The organism is Streptomyces sp. URMC 124 (assembly GCF_051386455.1).
Lineage (GTDB): Bacteria > Actinomycetota > Actinomycetes > Streptomycetales > Streptomycetaceae > Streptomyces.
Window position 1 is genome coordinate 1 of the sequence record NZ_JBPQTS010000148.1, and the last position, 19,364, is coordinate 19,364.

The 19,364-nt window shown below is 69.8% G+C and carries 21 protein-coding genes; 10 read left to right on the top strand and 11 right to left on the bottom strand.

Annotated elements, in window-relative coordinates:
• Together ACSNOG_RS25695 and ACSNOG_RS25700 are read right to left on the bottom strand one after the other, a co-directional pair.
• Positions 1-1,276 (bottom strand): eCIS core domain-containing protein (locus tag ACSNOG_RS25695; RefSeq protein WP_436755079.1); only part of this gene is annotated, 1,276 nt, incomplete at its 3' end.
• Between the two features lie 569 nt (positions 1,277-1,845).
• Positions 1,846-2,031: a hypothetical protein gene (locus tag ACSNOG_RS25700; RefSeq protein WP_436755080.1), complete on the bottom strand. Its 186-nt coding sequence runs from the start codon at positions 2,029-2,031 to the stop codon at positions 1,846-1,848.
• A gap of 782 nt (positions 2,032-2,813) precedes the next feature.
• On the opposite strand from ACSNOG_RS25700, the gene ACSNOG_RS25705 reads away from it, so the two are divergent.
• The 3 genes from ACSNOG_RS25705 to ACSNOG_RS25715 all read left to right on the top strand — a co-directional run bounded on the left by ACSNOG_RS25705 (position 2,814) and on the right by ACSNOG_RS25715 (position 5,408).
• Complete coding sequence (locus ACSNOG_RS25705) at positions 2,814-3,482, top strand: hypothetical protein (RefSeq protein WP_436755081.1); 669 nt, start codon at positions 2,814-2,816, stop codon at positions 3,480-3,482.
• Positions 3,483-3,718: 236 nt separating this feature from the next.
• The gene (locus ACSNOG_RS25710) at positions 3,719-4,261 is read left to right on the top strand and encodes a hypothetical protein (RefSeq protein ID WP_436755082.1); all 543 of its coding nucleotides are present in this window, start codon (positions 3,719-3,721) and stop codon (positions 4,259-4,261) included.
• A gap of 277 nt (positions 4,262-4,538) precedes the next feature.
• A complete protein-coding gene (locus tag ACSNOG_RS25715) occupies positions 4,539-5,408 on the top strand; it encodes an LLM class flavin-dependent oxidoreductase (RefSeq protein ID WP_436755083.1) in 870 nt (289 codons plus the stop codon).
• 286 nt (positions 5,409-5,694) lie between these two features.
• On the opposite strand, the gene ACSNOG_RS25720 is transcribed toward ACSNOG_RS25715, so the two are convergent.
• On the bottom strand, positions 5,695-6,504 hold the full coding sequence (locus tag ACSNOG_RS25720; RefSeq protein ID WP_436755084.1) for an RICIN domain-containing protein: 810 nt from the start codon (positions 6,502-6,504) through the stop codon (positions 5,695-5,697).
• A gap of 259 nt (positions 6,505-6,763) precedes the next feature.
• Between ACSNOG_RS25720 and ACSNOG_RS25725 the strand changes: the two genes are divergently transcribed.
• Both ACSNOG_RS25725 and ACSNOG_RS25730 read left to right on the top strand, forming a co-directional pair.
• Complete coding sequence (locus ACSNOG_RS25725; RefSeq protein WP_436755085.1) at positions 6,764-6,943, top strand: ribbon-helix-helix protein, CopG family; 180 nt, start codon at positions 6,764-6,766, stop codon at positions 6,941-6,943.
• Between the two features lie 343 nt (positions 6,944-7,286).
• Positions 7,287-8,147, top strand: coding sequence for a class I SAM-dependent methyltransferase (locus ACSNOG_RS25730; protein ID WP_436755099.1), 861 nt, complete (start codon positions 7,287-7,289; stop codon positions 8,145-8,147).
• Between the two features lie 265 nt (positions 8,148-8,412).
• On the opposite strand, the gene ACSNOG_RS25735 is transcribed toward ACSNOG_RS25730, so the two are convergent.
• The 3 genes from ACSNOG_RS25735 to ACSNOG_RS25745 all read right to left on the bottom strand — a co-directional run bounded on the left by ACSNOG_RS25735 (position 8,413) and on the right by ACSNOG_RS25745 (position 11,200).
• The gene (locus ACSNOG_RS25735) at positions 8,413-8,931 is read right to left on the bottom strand and encodes a hypothetical protein (protein ID WP_436755086.1); all 519 of its coding nucleotides are present in this window, start codon (positions 8,929-8,931) and stop codon (positions 8,413-8,415) included.
• A 268-nt stretch (positions 8,932-9,199) separates the two neighbouring features.
• On the bottom strand, positions 9,200-9,946 hold the full coding sequence (locus ACSNOG_RS25740; RefSeq protein ID WP_436755087.1) for an SDR family oxidoreductase: 747 nt from the start codon (positions 9,944-9,946) through the stop codon (positions 9,200-9,202).
• Positions 9,947-10,327: 381 nt separating this feature from the next.
• On the bottom strand, positions 10,328-11,200 hold the full coding sequence (locus tag ACSNOG_RS25745; protein ID WP_436755088.1) for a helix-turn-helix transcriptional regulator: 873 nt from the start codon (positions 11,198-11,200) through the stop codon (positions 10,328-10,330).
• Between the two features lie 325 nt (positions 11,201-11,525).
• Here ACSNOG_RS25745 and ACSNOG_RS25750 point away from each other — a divergent pair, with 325 nt between their 5' ends.
• Together ACSNOG_RS25750 and ACSNOG_RS25755 are read left to right on the top strand one after the other, a co-directional pair.
• Positions 11,526-12,260, top strand: coding sequence for an SDR family oxidoreductase (locus ACSNOG_RS25750; protein WP_436755089.1), 735 nt, complete (start codon positions 11,526-11,528; stop codon positions 12,258-12,260).
• Positions 12,257-12,748: a nuclear transport factor 2 family protein gene (locus ACSNOG_RS25755; protein WP_436755090.1), complete on the top strand. Its 492-nt coding sequence runs from the start codon at positions 12,257-12,259 to the stop codon at positions 12,746-12,748. The genes ACSNOG_RS25750 and ACSNOG_RS25755 overlap by 4 nt, the downstream gene beginning before the upstream one ends.
• A 352-nt stretch (positions 12,749-13,100) precedes the next feature.
• Here ACSNOG_RS25755 and ACSNOG_RS25760 read toward each other — a convergent pair whose 3' ends face one another.
• Complete coding sequence (locus ACSNOG_RS25760; RefSeq protein ID WP_436755091.1) at positions 13,101-13,916, bottom strand: SDR family NAD(P)-dependent oxidoreductase; 816 nt, start codon at positions 13,914-13,916, stop codon at positions 13,101-13,103.
• A gap of 414 nt (positions 13,917-14,330) precedes the next feature.
• On the opposite strand from ACSNOG_RS25760, the gene ACSNOG_RS25765 reads away from it, so the two are divergent.
• Entirely contained in the window at positions 14,331-14,489 is a 159-nt protein-coding gene (locus ACSNOG_RS25765; protein ID WP_436755092.1) for a hypothetical protein, read from the top strand.
• A gap of 207 nt (positions 14,490-14,696) precedes the next feature.
• On the opposite strand, the gene ACSNOG_RS25770 is transcribed toward ACSNOG_RS25765, so the two are convergent.
• Both ACSNOG_RS25770 and ACSNOG_RS25775 read right to left on the bottom strand, forming a co-directional pair.
• A complete protein-coding gene (locus tag ACSNOG_RS25770; protein ID WP_436755093.1) occupies positions 14,697-14,939 on the bottom strand; it encodes a helix-turn-helix domain-containing protein in 243 nt (80 codons plus the stop codon).
• Positions 14,940-15,002: 63 nt separating this feature from the next.
• Positions 15,003-15,296: a hypothetical protein gene (locus tag ACSNOG_RS25775; RefSeq protein WP_436755094.1), complete on the bottom strand. Its 294-nt coding sequence runs from the start codon at positions 15,294-15,296 to the stop codon at positions 15,003-15,005.
• Positions 15,297-15,800: 504 nt separating this feature from the next.
• Here ACSNOG_RS25775 and ACSNOG_RS25780 point away from each other — a divergent pair.
• Both ACSNOG_RS25780 and ACSNOG_RS25785 read left to right on the top strand, forming a co-directional pair.
• Positions 15,801-16,697: an alpha/beta hydrolase gene (locus tag ACSNOG_RS25780; protein ID WP_436755095.1), complete on the top strand. Its 897-nt coding sequence runs from the start codon at positions 15,801-15,803 to the stop codon at positions 16,695-16,697.
• Positions 16,698-16,816: 119 nt separating this feature from the next.
• The gene (locus ACSNOG_RS25785; protein WP_436755096.1) at positions 16,817-17,206 is read left to right on the top strand and encodes a cupin; all 390 of its coding nucleotides are present in this window, start codon (positions 16,817-16,819) and stop codon (positions 17,204-17,206) included.
• Between the two features lie 158 nt (positions 17,207-17,364).
• Here the strand turns inward: ACSNOG_RS25785 and ACSNOG_RS25790 are convergent, their stop codons facing one another.
• Together ACSNOG_RS25790 and ACSNOG_RS25795 are read right to left on the bottom strand one after the other, a co-directional pair.
• The gene (locus tag ACSNOG_RS25790; protein ID WP_436755097.1) at positions 17,365-18,099 is read right to left on the bottom strand and encodes a YqjF family protein; all 735 of its coding nucleotides are present in this window, start codon (positions 18,097-18,099) and stop codon (positions 17,365-17,367) included.
• Positions 18,100-18,363: 264 nt separating this feature from the next.
• Positions 18,364-19,242: a UbiA family prenyltransferase gene (locus ACSNOG_RS25795; protein ID WP_436755098.1), complete on the bottom strand. Its 879-nt coding sequence runs from the start codon at positions 19,240-19,242 to the stop codon at positions 18,364-18,366.
• Positions 19,243-19,364: the final 122 nt, after the last annotated feature.

The window sequence follows — 19,364 nt, forward strand, 5'->3', positions numbered from 1 at the left end:
GTGGGTTGGTTTGAGGGCGTGCCTGTCCGGGGGCCGGAGCGGCGGGGTAGGTGAGCGGTGGCGGTGGCGGCACTTCCATCGGCTTGTCGACCAGTTCACCGATGGTCTTGCGGACTTCCTGCTGTTCGCTCTCCGAGAGGGTCTCGTAGTGGATTTCCGGGAGCGCAGCGATGATCTTGTCGATCTGTTCACGCCGTTCGATCACCGACTCCGGCTCGTCGGACCTGAGGCCGAGCGAGAGCGAGGCGATGGTCCCCGCGGCCCGCCCGGCGATCCGGATCAGCAGGCCGTCGAGGGCGGCCTGCGCCACGATCTGGCCGGTCACCTGACGGGCGCCCTCGCTGCGGTAGAGGAAGACCGTCCCTGCCATGACCGCTACGACGAACAGCATGCCGCCCACGGTGGCTGCGCCTCGTGCGCCGGTCAGCCGGACGCCCCGTTGAAGCTGCAGTTGCCGGAAGGCGGTGAGCCACTGGAGGCGGTCGGTGAACAGGCGCATCATGCGGACGTCGAAGACGGTCACTCCGCTGGAGAACAGCTTGGGGGTGAAGCGTGTATGGCCCATGGCATTGAAGTTGGAGACGACCTTGAGGTACTGGTTGGCCTCCAGGGCGCGGAGTGCGACGGCGGCTTCCTTGCTGGCCCAGTTCGATTTGAGGAATTTCTTGATCTGCTGCAGGTTCCATTCGAACTGAGGCCCTGTGAGTGCAGGAGCATCGTCGATGCCCCGGGTCCAGGCCTTGTTGTCCATCAACCACACCCGTTTGGAGGAAGGATCCCAGACCACCAGGTCGATGCCGCGATTGTTGACGAACTTGGACCAGTCGTGGAAGACGATGTAGCCGTTGCGATCGAGGGCCTGGGCCAGGTACTGCTCTCCGAGATCGCCGATGGTGAACTGCGGGGGTTGCTGGAGCTGCACGGCGTGCGCCACCCGGCCCCGCACCCGAGCCCGGCCGCCGCCGGCGACGGTGGCAGCGGCGGCGTCGGCCTCCCGTTCCAGCGGGTCCGCGGTCATGACCCCGAGCAGACCGGCCCCCGCGGGGCCTGTGTGCTGCTGGATCACATGGGCAAGTTCATGGGCGAGGGTCCGCTCACCATCCCGGCTCCCGGGTCGGTACTGGGTGGCTCCGAAGACAATGTCCTTGCCTACGGTGTAGGCGAGCGCTCCCAAGGACCGTACAGACTCCTCGGCGCGGGATCCGTCATGAATGCGCACTCCACCGAAGTCATAGGAGAAAGCGTCTTCCATCCGTGAGCGGGTGGCAGCGTCCAAGGGCCGACCTCCCCAGGCCAGCGCATCGGCAACGGCGGGTGGTGCGCTGACGTACGGCGAGGGACGAGCTTCAGAGGACGGTCCCGCCAGTAGTTGGACAACCCTGCCACCCTGACTCGCCGACGAGAACCTACCCGGAGACGTGCCCGGCCTTTCGCCGTGGACCTTCACCCGGCTGAAGTCGTACCCCGTTGTCATGCCGTCCTGACATCCACCGACCAGCCCATGAGAACCTCTGCGGACGCCCGTGCCATCAGCCGCGCTTATCCCGTGGCAGCTCCGGCGAGCGCGGCGCGCCGCTTCGGGCTGCAACGTACGGGTCATGGCTCGTTGCTCCGGGGCTGAAGCCCGCGTGTTGGTGGGCATCGCTACCCCACTCTCCCGGGTTATCGTCAAGGCTAGTACGGGCCGCCTGAGGCCGTTTGTTCGTGTGCTTCGGCGACGACATCGTCGCCGCGGTGACGGCTTCGGCATACGCGGACGCGGCCTCGGACGCGTCCGGCCCGCGGAGACCAGCAAGGGCTGATCTCCGCGGGCCGGGCAGCCCGTGACCTGCAGAGCGATGCACCCTAGGCGTCGTAGTCCCGGTTGAACCGGTCCTCTGCCTCCCGCTGAGCGTCATCCAAGGATTCCTGGGACTGTTCGCCGGCCTGCGAGCTTCGCTCGGAAGCCTCTGACTGACCGCGTTGCGCGGCCTGCTTCGCCTTCTCACTGAGGTCCTGGGCCTTGTCCTGGAACTGGTCCTTGATTCCCACGGCTGGTCCCTTCGCGGCAGGGTGATCGTGGTTCAAGGTTGCCGAAGGCTAAACCGGCCCGCATCTCGAACGGTCCAGGCAGGTGGGTCACCATTCAAACCCTTTCAGGCGTCGCCGACACGATTGAACGCCGCAAGGAATAAGCCCAAGGAAGCCGTCGACCACATAAAGAACGGCGAGCGGATGGCTGAACTAGTCCACGCCGCGGAGAGGGTTCAGAACGGCTATTCGGGGGTGCGGTTCTCCGACGCTCGTGGCGCTTACCTTGTCCTTTGTGGCGGGCGCGAGCGTGATGACGCCGACGGCAGGTTCGGCTTGGACGACTCGATGCAGGCGGCAACCCGTGGGCGGCGTGCCGGGCGGAATCATGAACGCCGCGGAATCATGAGGACGCAATGACCATCGCCTCCACCCGCACACGCCACCGGCCCCGGAGGCCAGTGCTGCGACAGCGAGCCCCGCTCGTAACCCCGCAGCCTCCATCCACCGCCGACGTTGGTTGCTGATCAGACCCTGATTCGTCTGCCCGGCCGGTTGCAAATCCTCTTCTCCTGCTCCCGTCCCAGGAGGGCGCCGGCTACGTCCGCCGCGCGCGGCACAACCCCCAGGCCGAGTCCCGTGCCCTGGTGGGCCGGACGTCTGGTGCGTGACGGCGGGCGCCGGGGCGTGAGGCGCTGGCAGCGACGCTTGCCTGTTCCGGCTCCTGGTACGACGATGCCCGCAGCAGGCCCCATCGCAGGACGCCACCCCCGATCACCGTGTGACCCAGGGAGGCACCAGTCGTGATCACGTTGACAGAGACACTCGCCGTCGACACCGTGGACGACTTCCTGACCGGCGAGGAGGTCGCCCGCCTGGCCCGGGCGATCGACGACTTCATCCAGCAGACCGGCTGGAAGCCCGCCTACGTCGGCGAAGAACTCAGCGACTTACCCGAAGAGGTCCAAGGCGCCCTCCGCGCAGCGGCCTTGCGCCACCTGCCGGAAATCCGCCGCACCTTCCCCTCCGCCACGGGCTGTTCCCCCTGGCAGCTCATCCAGTTCGACGCAGCCGAAGGCGCCGTGCGCCACCTCGACGGCATCGGCCCCGACCCGCTCGCCGCCCCCCGCCACGTCGCCCGCATCGGCGTCACGGTGCAGGACGCCCAAGCCGGCGGCCAGTTCTTCTTCGAGACCACCTCCAGCCCCCACCTGTGGGATCCCCGCTTCAGCACAGAGGCGGCCCCCGGCTACGCCGACGGCATGCGCTTCACCCGCATCGCGCCCCACGACAAGATCTCCCGGCAGGACCCGGAGACCGACTGGATCCACGAGGTCCGTGGCACCCCCTGGACCACGCCCGCCGGTACGGGCACCGCCATCGTCTACGGCGCCCAGCTCATCCACGGCATCACGCCCGTCACCGAAGGCCGCTGCCGCAAGTTCATCACCGGCCTCATCGCCGGAGACTGAACCACCCCTTTCCTCCCCGGCGCCGAGACCCGCCGGACCGGGCCGACGCGAGCAGCGCGCGCCTCGGCGAACGCCCGTGCGCGCGCCAGGGAGTGCATCGCCCCGCGTGTGCGCGGCAGCCGCGCTACCGGAGCCGGGCGCTATCCGGTGGTCTTGGCGTTCTCCAGGGGTAGTCACCGAGCCACAAGCTGCTCCGGACGAGCCAGAGCACGCTGTGACTTCCCGGGGAGATGCGGATGTTCGCAAGGCGCGGTCTCAGCGTGGCGTTGTGTTCCCTGGCTCTGACCGGCTCCTCCCTGGCCTGGTCGCCGGTGGCCGCCGCCGGAGGCAGCGGCGAGACAGCGTTCGTCTGCACCGGGAAGGAGAAGGGCTCCAGCACTCCGGGCCTCGGGCTGCTGCCGAGGCCCACCCGCCTCGAAGCCAAGGCCCAGTACACCTGCTCCGGCAGGCCCGGCCGGACCGTCGCCGCCACCGGGCATTTCGTGGGATCGGCGAACGCGTCCTGCGTCGCGGTGAACAGTCCCACCGGGCGGGAGAAGGTCCGCTATGCGGACGGCCGGGAATCGGTCATCGATTACACCAGCTCGACCGTTGTCCGCCTCAGCACGGTCACCCTAGTCATCCTCAACGGCACCGTGACCGAGGGCCGCGGCCAGGGCCAGAGCGCACGACGCACCGTCGCGACACTTGCCACCCGAGTACCCGCGGCGGACTGTCTGCGGCCCGCCCCCGTCAACCAAGCCGCAGGCGGCGTACAGCTGGACGTCGGGCCGGCCTGAGCGACCGTATCCGGCGGCATGGGACAGCATTGCGCTTCGTTTGAGCGTCTCTGGCTCCCACCGATAATCGTTGTAGAAAACGCAAACCCCGAACCGGTTCGCTCCCTCCCACCCTCTGCTGAGCGCTTGCCGAGATGTTGAGCCTTGGCAGGCTCATCCTCGGCGCATGCGGGCCGCCACAGCGTGAACAGCCGGCGCCGGCTCCCACGTCGGCCCCGCGCGATGCCGTGCCGAAATCCCGTTGCGCCGGGGCGCGTTAGAGGCTCACCATGCCAGGATGCGCTTCTCGATGAACGTCCCCAACTTCGGAGACTTCGCCGACGCAGGGAACCTGGCGGCTCTGGCCGTGGCGGCCGAGGAGGCGGGCTGGGACGCCCTGTTCCTGTGGGACCACGTGGTCCACTACAAGAACTCTCCCCGTCCCGTCGGCGATCCGTGGATGCTGCTGACCGCGGCCGCACTGGCCACCCGGCGCATCAAGCTGGGTACGCTGGTCACACCGGTGCCCCGGCGGCGCCCTCACCAACTGGCCCGCCAGGTGGCGACACTGGACCGGATCAGCGATGGCCGGGTGATCTTCGCAGCGGGCCTGGGCGGACCCGTCGAGGACGAGTACGGCAGCTTCGGCGAACCCACCGCCAAGGCCGTGCTCGCCGAGCGCCTGGACGAGGGCTTGGCGCTGCTGGAACGGTACTGGACCGGGCAACGAGTCACGCACCACGGCCGCCACTTCCACGCGGAGGACGTGGCCCTGCTGCCCCCGCCCGTACAGCGCCCGCGCCCGCCGGTGTGGATCGCCGGGTACTGGCCCAACCGCCGGCCCATGCGCCGCGCGGCCCGCTGGGACGGCGCGGTGCCGCTGTTCGACTCCGCGGGACACGGCCGTGTCCCGCCGGCGGACGAGGTACGCGACCTGGTGGCCTATGTCCGGCAGCACCGTCCTGAAGATCGCCGTGACGTGCCCTTCGAAGTGGTCGTCGGAGGCGTCAGCCCCGCGGACGACGCCGCTTCCGCCCGCGAGCTGATCGGGCCACTCCTCGACGCCGGCGCCACCTGGTGGGACGAGCGGCTCCCCATGGACCACCCCGGCCTCTCCCACCTCGGCACCATCCTCCGCCGCGCCGAACAGGGCCCACCCCGACTCTGAACAGAAAGGCGGCGATTTCGACACCGGCAAGGCCTCGGCCGCGGCGCGCACGGATTCCGCTCGCCACTCCGTCAGAGAGGGGTAACCGGAGGGATTCTCCTGCGGACGGGTCCGTTCAGTCTGCACCGGCCGCTTCAGCGGCTTCGTGGCGAAGCCCCGGGTCAGTTCCGCCGCGGTGGCCTTCCGGCCCTCCGGGGATGAGGAAGGCGGTGCAGATGTCCTCCGACTGGCCGGGCCCGGCCTGCTTCCTGCTCTCCGGCGCGCGAAGGACCCGGCAGCTGGATGGTCAGGGATTCCTGACGGTCCACTTCCGTGCCGGACCCGCTCCCGGCTGCTGAAGACGCAGGGCGTCCCCAGGGCCGATGCCCAGGGTCTGTCCGGAACCCTTCAGAGCCAACGTGTACGCGGCGCCGTCGGCGGCCGCTCGCCACTGCTGGCTGTCCGTTCCGGCGCACGGCTGCTGCGTCACGCCGCCCGCGGGTGCGGCGGCGTCGGCCTGGAGGCACTTGCCGGAGTGCACGGCGGTGATGCGGACGTAGCCACCACCTGCGTCGGTGAGGGTCCAACGCTGGTTGGGGTTGCCGGTTGGCTGGTAGGCGATGACGACCGCGCCGTTGTCGCGGGAGGCCGCCGTGACATCCGCGGCCTTGCCGGTGTCGCTGATCAGCATGTACGGCCCGCCCAGGAGCACGGGGCCGGGTGTGCTGGGAGCGGGGGAGGGCACGTCCGACGGGGACGGGGCGGCGGAGCCGGGCGTGGCGCCGTCGGCGGGTGCCGGTGACCGGGGAACGGGGGTCGCCTCCTGGCCGTCACCACCGAGCACCAGCGCGCCGACCGTGAGACCGGTGGCCGCGCAGGCGGCGATGGCGGCGACGGGTATCCACACCCGCCGACGCCGGCCCTCCGGCGGGCCGGGCTCGCCGGTCCACGCCGGCTCGGGTTCGATCCTGGGCAACTGCTTGGTCGAGTCGGCGGGCTGCTCGGGCGGTGTGTGACCGTACTGCTGCCAGGCTCCCGGGGACAGGACCTCGGTCGCGTCCGGATCGAAGGCCGACGGGCGGTGGGGCGGCGTCGCGGGCTGTTGCGGGTGGTTCACTACGGCTCCGGCTGTCGTGTCCTGGCCAAACAGGTTCGAGCCTAGCCCTGTCACGTCCACCCCGGACCCCGGCCCCGGACCCCGGACCTCGGGCCCCGGCCCCGGGCCCCGGACCACACGTCGCCATGGCCGATCCGTACGGTCGCGGCACGTCTCGTCGCCTCCGAAGCCTGATCCGCTGTGACTCGCACTGCCTGGGGGAGCGCCTCTATGACGCACATCACCACATGCTCATCTCTAGATTGCTAGCATCCTAACTATGGCTGCCGAAAGACAGGCAAAGCAGTTCAACGTCTACCTGCCCGTCGACCTCATCCGCGAGGTCAAGCATCACGCCGTCGACACCGAGCGATCCCTCTCCGCGATCGTCGAGACGGCCCTCACCGAGTACCTCCAGCGCGCCGCAAGCGCAGGCAAGGAGAGCACGCATGGCGACTGACGGCATTGAAGGGTTCCTCGTCGAGACCCGTAACTACGGTGCAACCGCCGCGTTCTGGAAATCGCTCGGCTTCGAGAACGCCCTGGAGACCGATCACGGTTCCGGGCACTGGGCCCACCCGTCCGGTGGGCCTTACGTGTTCATCGTTGAGCAGCACGAACGGGAGCTCGTCACTCACCCAATACTCAGCGTGGCCGACGCCGAGGCCTTCGCGCCCGACCGCGCACCGGAGTTCGCCCAGCAGTTCACGCCGATGCACTGGGGCGTCCAGCAGGCTCTGGTCCGGGACCCCGACGGGCGGATCGTCGCACTCGAATCCCCGCTCCGCGACGGCCGCTCCGACCTGCCCGAACCCGACCACACAGCTGTGCGCGTCGCACTGTGGCGCGCCCTTCACGTCCAGGCCGACGCCCCGCCCCACGTACTGGAGGACGAGGTCGGGCTGAAGCTCGCCGACCCCGGGCGGAACTGGCGGGAGCGCGGCGACATGACCATGCCGGGCGTCAGCGGCGTCCGCGCGTCCATGGTCGCCCGCGCTCGATTCGTCGAGGACCTCGTCGCCGAACGAGCCGACGCCGGCGTGGCCCAGTACGTCATCCTCGGTGCAGGCCTGGACACCTTCGCCCAGCGGCGCCCCGAACTCGGCTCCCGCCTCAGCGTTTTCGAGGTCGACCAGCCGGGCACGCAGGCGTGGAAGCGGCGGCGCCTCAAGGAAATCGGCTCCGACGTCCCGCCCTGGCTGACCTTCGTGCCCGTCGACTTCGAGGCCGGCGACTCGTGGTGGGAGCGACTGACCGACGCGGGGTTCGATCCGCAGAAGCCGACGGTCGTCGCGTCGACCGGCGTCAGCATGTACCTCACGCCCGAAGCCAACGCCGCGACGCTGCGCCAGGCCGCCGCACTCGCACCCGGTTCCGTATTCGCCACGACGTTCCTGCTGCCGCTCGACATGCTCGACCCGGAGCAGCGGCGGGTCCAGGAACTCTCGATGCGCGGCGCCGCCGCCTCGGGCACCCCGTTCATCAGCCTTTACTCGCCCGACCAGATGCAGCAAGCAGCCCTGGAGGCGGGGTTCGCAAAGGCCGTGCACGTATCCCCGGACGACCTGGCCGCCCGATACTTCGCCGGCCGTCACGACGGCCTGCGCCTTCCCAGGGCCGAGCAGTTCCTCGTCGCCGAGGTGCAGCCGGTCGTCGGTGTCTGACCGAGCAGGAGAGGACGGAAGCTGTAGTACGGCGTGCGCCGGGGGTGCTCGTCAGTTCGGTGCGAGGGCCGGGCAGGGGCTGCCGTCACTCGAGCAGCTCATGCCTCGACGTCACCGGCGGAGCAGCCCCGTCGGTTCCGGGGAGGCCGGCCCCTGCGCCGGTACCCGGCAGACCCCGTCCCACCCGCGTCCGAGCCGGGCAGGCGGCCGGGCGGCCCGGCACCTCGCCGGGTACCGCCGCAGGCCGCGACCGGGACGTGTGACGTCAGTACCGCACGGCCTTGCTGACCTCGGCGGTGACCGTACCGGTCAGGTTCCGGTTGCTTCGGGCTGTGGCGTGGTCGGTGCCGCCCGCGGCGACCTCGGGCACATCGACGGTGACCATATCGACCGGATTTCCTGACTGGTCCTTGAATTTGATCAGGAGGGTGTAGCGCCTCGCCTCCGAGTCGTGGTTGACGACGTTCACCGGGACCTCAATGCGGCCGTCGGAGCCGGTGGCGGCGGTGCCGAGAGTGACGTCCGCTTTGGCGTCCAGGCCACCCTTGATCTTCCTCAAGGCGGCCTCTGCAGCCGCCTCGGCGGAGGCGACTGCGGAGCCGACCGCGGACGCCGCCGCGCTGCTGGCGGCGGAAGCGCCCGCGGAGGCCCGCGACCTGGCTGCGGAGGCCGCCGAGGAGGCGGTGGCGCCGTTCGGACCATCCGACGAGCAGCCGGTCAGTCCGGCGCAGGCGAGCATGACGGCCAGCGCGGCAGGCGCGCATCGGTCGGCCTGACGTTTCATGGGTTCTCCCGGCTCGACGGCGGCACTCCGACCAGCGTCGGCCGGGTCGGCACGCCGCACCAGCAGGGCACGCGCGGCACCCGGGTGACGCTGACAGACATCGGCGTCCCATTCGCCGACCTGTCCGGCACCGGTTCTGCCAGGGCGGCGCCTTGAGCTCAGGCGCCCTGAGGTCAGGCGCCCTGAGGTCAGGGCGCTCCGAGCCCGGGAAGGCTCAACCGCGAGGCGCTCGTGCCCGGCCGCACCGGCGATGGGGGGCACGAGTGGATCAGGAGAGCCAGTCGCTGTAGTGGGTGGGGGCGAGCCGGGCGCGCTCGTCGGTGAGGACGTCACCCTTGACGACGGCGAACATGCCGGCGGTGGGATCGGTGATGACGGTTCGGCCGTCGGACCTGCGAGCCAGGGTCAGCCGGCCCAGCTCGTCGAGCGGGAAGACCTCCGGTCCGGCGATGTTGCGAATGCCCCCCAGCGGGGCGCCCACGGCGACTTCTGCCACCGCGTCGGCCACGTCTTCGGCGGCGATCGGCTGGATCGGTGTGGTGGGCAGCCGCACGGTGTCGCTGTCGCTGTCGCTGTCGCTGTCGGCGGTCCAGGAGAGGATCGCGTCGATGAATTCCATGAACTGCGTCGCGCGGACGATCGAGTAAGGGATCGGGCCGGCTGCGAGGATGTCCTCCTGGAGTGCCTTGGCCCGGTAGTAGTCCAGCTCAGGCACCTGGTCCACGCCGACGATCGAGAGAATGACGAAGTGCCGGACACCAGCCTTCCGGGCCGCGGCGAGAAGATTGTCCATGGAGGTCTGGAAGAAGGCCGGGGAGGCTTCGTCGAAGGTCGGGGAGTTCGTCAGATTGACGAGGACGTCGGCCGACGCCACCGCCTCGTCCAGTCCCCGGCCGCTGATGACATCGATTCCGGTGGACTGCGAGTGCGGCACCGCCTCGTGCCCGGCGAGGTTCAGCTTCTTGACGACCTGTGATCCGATCAGCCCGGTACCACCGATGACTGCGAACTTCATGGCGCGCCCTTTCCCCTGGAGGTGAACCTAAAGTAGGGCACGCGGACGCTACCCGCTCGGATTCCACCGGCCACAGACGTCGATCTTGATGCCGCCGGCTCCGTGACTGAGCGTCGCGATGTCCACGCCGTCCCGGGTGCCGACCGAGTGCGCGCCGGCGCGATCGCGTGACGCTCATCGGGGACGCCGCCGCGGCCGTGTGGTCCGCCCGGGCAAGAGCCCCACCGCGGGCAGGTCACCCGACGGAAGGGGCCCGTCGCCCGCCTTCATCTCGTCCGGCAGGCACAAAGGCGAACCCAAGATGCCCCACGGCGAACCCAAGGCGAACCTAGGGCAAACCCAAGGCGAACACTCCAGACAAAACCCCTCAGTCGCCAGTGCCTACCCCGCCCTCACCGATGACGACACGAGTGTGTTCAGTCGGCGATGCAGGGCCCCGTCGGCATGGATGGATCCGAGCAGGCTGAGAGCCTCGGCGCTGGGGCTGCCGGGTTCGGCTTGGTAGACGACGAGTTGCTGGCCCGGAGCGTCGCGTACGTCGAATGCCTGGTAGGTGAGGGCCAGAGGGCCGACGTCGGGGTGGAGGAAGTGCTTGGCGTCCTGGGTCTTGCCACGCACAGTGTGGAGGTTCCACAGGTGGGTGAAATCCTTGCTGTGCGCGGTGAGGGGTTGGACGAGCTCCCGCAGTCGGGGGTTGTCAGGGGCGAGGCCGGCTGCCTGACGCAGGTGGCCGACAGTGGCCTGTGCTGCGTGACTCCACCGGGTGTAGAACTGTCGGCCTGCCGGGTCGAGGAAGGTCATGCGGGCCAGATTGTCCGGCTGCTCGAAGGGTGAGTACAGGGCCGTGGCCAGGGTGTTGGCTGCCAGGATGTCCAGAGTCGGATTGATGACGATTGCCGGGGCGCCCGAGTAGCCGTCCATCAGTTGGCGAAGGGCGGGGCTCACGCAGTCCGTTGCATGGGGGGTGAACTGACTGCTCGGAGCCGTCCCGGCCAGCTGGTGCAGGTGTGCGTGGGCGTCGGGGTCCAGTCGCAGGGCGCGGCCGAGCGCGTCGAGTACCTGGGCCGAGGGGTGGCGTTCGCGCCCTTGTTCCAGACGGGTGTAGTAGTCCGCGTTCACGCCGGCCAGGACGGCGACCTCTTCACGGCGCAGTCCGGCGACTTTGCGTACGCCGTGGCTCGCCATGCCGACGTCCTGCGGCTGCAGGCCCGCCCTGCGGGCGCGCAGGAACTCTCCCAGGTGGTTGTCGGTCATGCCCCCAGGCTAGGCCGTAGGGATGCCGTGCTGCCCGGGTGCGGTGCACCCAGGCAGCACACGTCCTGGTCGGTGATCTCGGTCCCGTTCAGACTCGGCCGAAGGAGGAGAGATCCGCAGCCATCAATGAGGAGGGTCTGTGAGGAGGGTCTGTCATGCCCACGAGACCCGCGGCCGCCGGCGGCGCAGCGCGTACACGGCTGCTGCACGGTGATCGGCAACCACATCAATGACGTGGACGACTTCGGGTGTACGCGACGGGCGATATCGGCGATGGCGTGCTCTCCCACAAACACCCCGTGCTCTACCGAGAGGGAAATCAGACATGACAGACGCGGCCAAGGTCGTGGCGATCACCGGAGCGAGCAGCGGAATCGGAAAGGCAACCGCTCGCCGGCTTGCCGCCGACGGCCACCGCCTGCTCCTGGGAGCGCGGCGCACCGATCGTCTCGACGCACTCACCAGGGACATCACTGCTGCGGGCGGCACTGTGGCGTACCGGCGGCTGGACGTCACGGATGCCGCGGACGTTCAGGCTTTCGTGTCCGCCGCCCGCGAGCGTTACGGCCGGGTGGACGTTGTCGTCAACAACGCCGGGGTGATGCCGCTCTCGCCGCTGGATGCGCTGAAGACCGACGAATGGGACCGGATGATCGACGTCAATGTGCGGGGCGTCCTGCACGGTATCGCCGCTGCACTGCCCGCGATGCGCGAACAGGGCAGCGGCCACTTCGTGAACATCGCGTCGGTCGGAGCGTACGAGGTCTCTCCTACCGCTGCCGTCTACTGCGCCACCAAATTCGCCGTCCGTGCGATCTCCGAAGGGCTGCGTCAGGAGTCCACCGGAAACATCCGGGTCACTCTCGTCTCCCCGGGCGTGACCGAGTCCGAACTCGCCGACAGCATCTCCGACCCTGCTGCCAGGGAAGCCATGAAGACCTACCGCGCCGTGGCGCTGCCGGCCTCCGCTATCGCAGAGGCCATTGCTTATGCCGTCGCCCAGCCCGCGCAGGTCGACGTCAACGAAATCGTCGTCCGTCCCGCTGCGAGTGTCCAGTGACTCCTTGCGGAAGAGACGGACACACTGCCCCCGAGCACAATGGTCTGGCCCGCAGACTGCGGACCCTGGAAGAGAAGGAGGCTCTGCGCGCCCTGATGATCCGCGGGTGGAGGGCGCTGGACCGTAAGGACTGGCAGACCTGGATCGAATCCTGGTCCGAGGACGCGGTGCTGGAATTCGGGCCATGGGGGAAGACTCACGGAAGGGAAGCGATACGGGCGAAGGTGGAAGAAGCGGAAGCGCCCTACTCGAACATGCAGCATCACATCCTCAACATGCACTTCGACGTAGAGGGCGATCGGGCAACCGGCATGGGCTACATGTGGTTCGTCGCCGTCACCGCCCCCGGGAGTACCGCCTCTCCCTATTCCATGGGTGGTCCGTACGACTGGGAATTCCGTCGAAGCCCGGACGGCTGGCGCCTGGTTCGCCAATGCCTCGGTGTCTGGTGGACCGACGGCGAGGACGCTTTGAGGGCTTTCCAATAGGTGCCGGTTCCCGGCTGATGTGCCTACCCCGCAGCACGGTCGTCTGTTGAGCCCGGACAGGCAGGCAACCGCCCTGCTCCAGCCGCCGAGGGCCCGCAGGGGCAGAGATACGGGCACTTGGCCGCGCGCCCTCCGCCCTCCGTCAGGCGCGCGGCCTTTTCCGTCTGCGGGACCGGCCTCAGAGGTCGCGGCGGCTCGGCCCTATCCGGTGAGCCGCGGGACTGAAGCCGGCCTGTGGGAGACGCTCCGCAGGTCGCCTGCGGAGCGCGTTCCAGTGGGGCATTTCAGTATCCGGAACGCAGTCGAGAACGTTTTCCAGCCCTTCGGCGGACTACCCCGCCGCGTGGTCAGGTCAGGCGGACTTGGCGGCGACCAACTGGTCGGCGAGCTTGCGCAGGCGGCGCACCGTGCGGTCCTCCATCGCGACGGGGGCCGCCGGGGAGAGGGCCCTGCGGTCGTAGTAGGCGCCGGGGACGAGCTCCGTGGCGGGGTCGCAGAGCCGCACGACGCACTCAGCGCCCTGCAGGGCGGAGTCGCCCTCGTGGGCGTAGAGCGGTAGGAGGCCTGTGTCGCACACTCTGGGGTGCACGCTGACCGCGGTCCAGGGCGCCTGCTCGCGGGTGAAGACGGTCAGCGCGAGCTGGGACTGGGCGTAGGCGGCGAGGCGGGAGTACCGCTTGGCGCGGTGCGGATCGTTCCAGGCGTTGGACGCGGTGCGGTGCATGGAGGAGGAGACGTTGACGACACGGCTGCCGGGGTGGGCGCCGAGCGGGCCGGCGAGTTCGTGGGTGAGGAGGTAAGCGGCGAGGAAGCTGACCTGGAGGGAGAGTTCGTTGCCGTCGGCGGTCATGGTGCGCTGTTCGGGCGCGGCGACGGCAGCATTGTTGACCAGGACGTCGAGGACGGGGTGCTCCTCGGCGACGCGGACGGCCATGGCGCGGACCTCGTCCAGCCGGGAGAAGTCGGCGACGACCAGGCGCAGGCGCAGGGTGTCGGCGCTGGCGGCGACCAGGCGGGCAATGGCGTCGTCGCCGGACGACTGGTCGGGGGCGTGGACGATGACCGTGTTGCCCCGTTCGGCGAGGAGCCGGGCGGTCTCCCAGCCAATGCCGGAGGTGGCACCGGTGACCAGAACGGTCCTGGGGGCGGGCGAGACAGCAGAAGACATGGGACTCCACTCCGGGAGGACAGAGCGGCAGCGGGCGCCGTAGGGCGGAGCTGCCGTGCGAGCGTGAAGCGACATCAGCGGCAGGGACGGCGGAGGCCGGAATGCGCTGTGCCGCGCGATATCGGCTGCCGTGCGACGACAGAGGCAGCCGGGGCGTCAGTGAACAGGGGGTGCGCTCAGTGCACCGTGTGGGCTCAGCGCGCGAAACCGGGCAACGCCGTATGAGGCGGCCGGTCGTCGTGGCGCAAGTGGCTGTTCACGAGCACCATTCAAGGGAGCCTCACCGCTCGGGTGCAAGCGGTCCGCCACATCCCTGACGCCCCCCTGATGTGAGCGCTCCCCGGGCCTTACCGGTGTGGCAAATCGCCCCATGAGTCATACGTGGGCCGCCTGGGCTCTCGTCTCGTAATCAATGTGCCGGGGCTTCCGAAGCGGCTGTCCATCGGCCGACCGGTCATACGCGGCCAGGAGCCGTACGAGATGCTGCTGTCCGAGCAGCCGGCCCCGCCGACATTCGCTTCCGACCCGCTGTCGTCGGTCGCGTACGCCGCGCAGGAGATCCTCTGGTCCTGACCTTGGGCGGCATGGCGTACCTGCACTTCACGCCGTGGATCGCCGGGGCAGTCGTGGGCGTCGTTGCGCTGGTGGCCGTGGTGGCCGTGGTGGCCGTGGTGGCCGTGGTGGCCGTGTGGCCCGGGCCTCGCAGCGGCGGGTGCGACAAGGTGGGACTTCCTCAGTCGATGAGCAGCCGCCATGCGGTGAGGGCGAGGGTTGTTCGTATCAAGCCGGAGGGTTCGGTGAGCTCGATGCCCAAGGCTTCGCGATCTGATCGAGTCGGCGGGCGACGCTGCTGTGATGGAGGTGGAGGAGCTCGGCGGCGCGACGGAGGGAGCCGGTGGTGCAATAGGCGTCCACGGTCTCCAGATCCTCCGGGTTGCGGGCGATGCGGGCGATCGCGGCCACGTCGGGGTTGTCGCGCACGGCGTTCCGGGGGACCTCGGCCAGGAGCGCCGGCGCGTCCAAGTCGGCGTAGTGGGCGACCGGTTCGCGCGGGCTGGTGAAGCGGAGTGCCGTGAGGGCTTTGCGTCAGGAGCGGTCGGGGCTGTCGGCGGAGCCGACTCCCGCGCGTACGTCTGCCGGGCACCGGGCCTTGTCCACGGTGGTGGCCAGGATGACGCCGACGTTCGCGAGCAATGCCGCTTTCACCGGCCGGGCCGGGCAGACCAGGCTGCCGATCCGTTCGAGGGGGAGCTGCGACCGTACGGCGATGACGTGGACGGGCAGGTCGGCGGCGAGTCCCAGGAGGCGTAGCGCCCGTGCGCGGGCCGCCTCGTCGCACTCGCTGCTGATCGCGAGTTCGACGAGGGCCGGGTCGGCCACGGTTGTACGGGCCGGCCCGTACCGGCTCGGCGACGGTGGCAGCGGCGATGGCGAGCCGGTCGAGGAGCACTTCGTCGAGTGGGCCGGGGAGTCCGGGGCGTTCCAGCCAGACGGCTCCGATTTTCTCCTCGTCGAGGACGATCGACACCGTGGTGGACGCGGGCACCGACAGGGTGGACGCTTCCGTGCCGCCCGGCGAGATGCGGGTCGCCCGCCCAGTGCCGTGGATCCGTATCCGGTGACGCACTCGGCCATGCCTGCTGAGGCGCGGGCCGGCGCGGGAAGGTCCACCCGCCGGCGCATCAGTGTGTCGTAGAACGCGACGATGCGGAACACGCCGTCGACGTACGGATCCAGTCCCGACAGCCGTATGGCCAGTGCCTCCATGGCTGCAGGATAGAAAGACGGCAGGGGGCAAGACGCGCCGATCGGTGCGTGATCGGTGCGGGATGCGCGACGGGCGGCGGATGACCCCTCGGGGGTACGGCCGTGAGGATGGCTGCCATGGATCCCGAACTCGAAGCATTCATCCCGCTCATTCCCCCGCTCGACCTGACTGACTCGACGGCGGCGCGCACGAACCTCGCCGAACTGGCCGCGGCGTCGTCGGCACCTGACACCTCCGGCATGGTGGTCGAGGACCGCACGGTGCCCGCCGGTCCGGGTGTGCCGGTGCGGATCTACCGCCCGCACCAGGCGCAGGGCGCCGTCGTCTGGATGCGCGGCGGCGGATTCGTCATGGGGGACCTGGACACCGAGCACCCGTGGGCTGCCCGTCTCGCCGCCGGCTCCGGCGCGGTGGTGATCTCGGTGGGCTATCGCTTCGCCCCTGAGCACCGGTTCCCGGCCGCCTTGGACGATGCCTACGCCGTTCTGGAGTGGGCGGCCGAGCACGCGGCCGAACTCGGCGTCGATCCGGCGAGGATCGCGGTCGGAGGGCACAGCGCCGGCGCGAACCTCGCGGCCGCGCTGTCCTTGCGCGCACGTGACGAGCAGGGCCCGGCGATCCGCTTTCAACTGCTCAACCAGCCGGGACTCGACGACCGGCAGGAGACCTGGTCGCAGCGGAACTTCACCGATGTGCCGTGGTTCACGCGCGCCAACGCCACCGCGTCGTGGCGGCACTACCTGGGCGACCAGCCCGCCACGCCGTACGCCGCCCCCGCCAGGGCCACCGACCTGTCCGGCCTGCCGCCGGCCTACATCGCCACCGCCGAGTTCTGCCCGAACCGCGACGAGGGCATCGACTACGCGCTGCGTCTGATGCAGGCGGGCGTCTCGGTCGAACTGCACCAGTGGCCCGGCACCTTCCACGGCTCGCAGGCGCTCCTGACCGCCGAAGTCTCGCAGCGGCAGAACACCGAACTCGGCGCCGCTCTGCGCCGCGGCCTGGGCGGCTGAGCCGTGGACGTGGGCGGAGGCGGGGGAGCAGCCAGTGGGCTCCCCGTCGCACTCATCGAGGCGCTGCGCGGCAGCGTAAGCGCCCAGGCCGGCAACCACCGAAGAAAGGACATCCCGGCATGAGCATTACCCCGATCGATCTCTTCGCGTCCTTCATCCACCTTCGCCACGATGGAGAGGTGCGCGCCGAACAGCCCGTGTTCGACCCCGACCGGGACGGCTGGCAGCTCATGGCCTTCCATGTGGAGACCGACGCCGACGTCCACGGCGACCACTGGGAAGTCCACCCCGACGCGGACGAAGTCGTCTCCTGCATCACCGGTGGAATACGCCTCTATCTCCGTCCGGAGCAGCCGGGGCGCGAGGAGGACGAGATCAAGGTGGCCGCCGGAACCGCGGTCATCGTGCCGCGGGGGCGATGGCACCGCATCGCGCTGGACGCTCCCAGCGACATCATGTCCGTCACCCTGCCACGCGGCAGCCGCCTGGAGAAACGGACCGAAGCCTAAGACGAGGCCTCCCGTCCGGTCCCCGGTCCCCGACGAAGCTCGGCAGGGGCGTCCACGATGCGGTCGACTACGGGGTCGGCCATCCGGTTCTCCGCAGGGACTGGGAGGCCGGAACTCTGATGACTCCGGAGTGGCATGACGAGCTCCTGCCGGAACGTTCATCCGGCACGTCTGACGCCGAGCCGTTTGAGCGGACGGGGCACTCGACGGGGTACTCCGAGACGGACACGCCCCACGCCGGGCGAGAAGTGGACGACCGGCGGGCCGGACGGGGGCGGCAGGCCGGCCGATGCGGTCAGTGTCTGATCCATGTTCTCCAGGGCTGCGCTGTGCAGGGGCCACGGCTCATGCTGGACTGGGGTCTGCCACAGTGCCCTGCCACTGCGGCTGAAGGCGCGCCACCTGGAGGTCAGCCACATGTCGAGCCCCCCGGCGGCGAGCGGGGCGCCGGGGCGCACGGCCAGGTCGTACGAGGGGTAGCCGCCGCGGCGCGTCCCGGTGTACCGGATGACGGGTCCGTGCTGCCGAATCAGTAGATCGCCCACGTGGTAGGGAACCCCGACGACACGGGCGGCCAGCATGACAGGGGTGGTGACCTCCAGGGAAAGGAACCACAGTCCCTCACACCCGCCCTGCAGGCGAACGTATGTGCGTAGATTGGTCTCGGGAAAGCCGACAGGGGTGGGAGGCACACCCACCGGACGCACGGCTTCCATGACGAACGGTGTCAAGCTCACCCACGCCATATCGTCGTAAGTGTCAACTACCAGTCCGTCGGGAAGCAGGGCCTGAACGACCTGCGGCGCGTACGGCCAGTGGACGAACGTCTGCCGCGACCACCGCGCTTTGAGCAGCGGCACGACGACACGCTGCTCGGCCTCACGCGACACCATCGACCACATCTCCCCTCTCGGTCCACGTGAACGATCTTGCGCCACTCCCGCTGTGTGAATGGGTTGCGCCACGTCCGAATGCTCACCGTTGACGTGGAGGGGTGAGCCATCCGGCGGTGCGCTCGGGGGCGTGCCGCGGCCGCGCCGGACCCCGCCGCGCGCGAGGTGCGGATCCCGGTTAAGGGCGTGCGCAAGAAGGCTTCGGTGCGCAGCACATCGCACATCCCTTCGGGTGTGTCGATTCCGCCCTTCCCGCCAACTTCGTCACGCCAACGTCCCGCTCTGGGCCAGCAGCAACACCACATCCACCCCTGCGACCACCACCGCGGCGGCGAACGGTGCCCGGCCCCCGCGCGGGCCGAGCGCCTTCCCCACCGCCACCCCCACCGCTGTCACCGCCGCCGCCACTGCCATCGCCGAAATCTCGGCCCGACCGGGCGGCCCCGGCGGACCGAACGACAGGACGACGGTCGCTGCCATCAACGGGACAGGCAACGCCCGGCGTGTCCTGGTCACACCCATCCGCTGCGGCAGTCCTCGGACGCCGGTCGCCAGGTCACCGGGGATGTCCGGCAACGTGTCGGCCAGGTGCGCCCCCACCCCCAGGAGCCCGCCGGCCGTCACGACCCACCAGGCAGGCCACGCCTGCTCCGGCAGGCTCAGGGTGACGAAGACGGGCAGGCTCGTGAAGCCGACGGCATAGGGCAACCATGACCACACCGTGGCCTTGAGCCCCAGGTTGTACGCCCACGCTGCTGCGACCCCGGTCAGGTGCATCGCGCCGGCAAGCAGGCCGCAGGCCGGCGAAAGCACCGCGCATACCACCAGCGCCAGGAACGCGGCGGCCCACACCGCGCCACGGGACACCGCTCCGACGGCGACGGGCTTCCGGCGGCCGTTGGCGGCATCCCGTCGCGCGTCGAAGGCGTCGTTGCACCAGCCGACCGACAACTGCCCGCTCAGCACGGCCGTCGCGATCAGCGCGCTCCCCGGCCCGGAGTGCCCGGCACAGACGGCCAGGGCCGCCGTCAAAGCGGTGACCGCCACTGCCGGCCCGAGATGGCACGACCCGGCCAGCGTCGCCGCCGACCAGGCCCACCAGGCGCCAGGGGCGCCGCGCCGGAGTCGCTCCTCGCTCTCCACTGCCCGATCGTAAATCGCCCCGGCACGTTAGGCCGCCTTGAACGGGCGACATGGAGTGCTACAACCACACTATTAGGGCACTTGGTACTCACGGGGCTATCGAGCCCCACGCCCCTCGCCCC

Coding starts and splice junctions, on each gene's coding strand:
- ACSNOG_RS25780 (WP_436755095.1), top strand. CDS start 15,801: ATGGATCCCGAACTCGAAGCATTCATCCCGCTCATTCCCCCGCTCGAC.
- ACSNOG_RS25725 (WP_436755085.1), top strand. CDS start 6,764: ATGGCTGCCGAAAGACAGGCAAAGCAGTTCAACGTCTACCTGCCCGTC.
- ACSNOG_RS25710 (WP_436755082.1), top strand. CDS start 3,719: ATGTTCGCAAGGCGCGGTCTCAGCGTGGCGTTGTGTTCCCTGGCTCTG.
- ACSNOG_RS25785 (WP_436755096.1), top strand. CDS start 16,817: ATGAGCATTACCCCGATCGATCTCTTCGCGTCCTTCATCCACCTTCGC.
- ACSNOG_RS25745 (WP_436755088.1), bottom strand. CDS start 11,200: ATGACCGACAACCACCTGGGAGAGTTCCTGCGCGCCCGCAGGGCGGGC.
- ACSNOG_RS25750 (WP_436755089.1), top strand. CDS start 11,526: ATGACAGACGCGGCCAAGGTCGTGGCGATCACCGGAGCGAGCAGCGGA.
- ACSNOG_RS25735 (WP_436755086.1), bottom strand. CDS start 8,931: ATGAAACGTCAGGCCGACCGATGCGCGCCTGCCGCGCTGGCCGTCATG.
- ACSNOG_RS25715 (WP_436755083.1), top strand. CDS start 4,539: ATGCGCTTCTCGATGAACGTCCCCAACTTCGGAGACTTCGCCGACGCA.
- ACSNOG_RS25760 (WP_436755091.1), bottom strand. CDS start 13,916: ATGTCTTCTGCTGTCTCGCCCGCCCCCAGGACCGTTCTGGTCACCGGT.
- ACSNOG_RS25740 (WP_436755087.1), bottom strand. CDS start 9,946: ATGAAGTTCGCAGTCATCGGTGGTACCGGGCTGATCGGATCACAGGTC.
- ACSNOG_RS25790 (WP_436755097.1), bottom strand. CDS start 18,099: ATGGTGTCGCGTGAGGCCGAGCAGCGTGTCGTCGTGCCGCTGCTCAAA.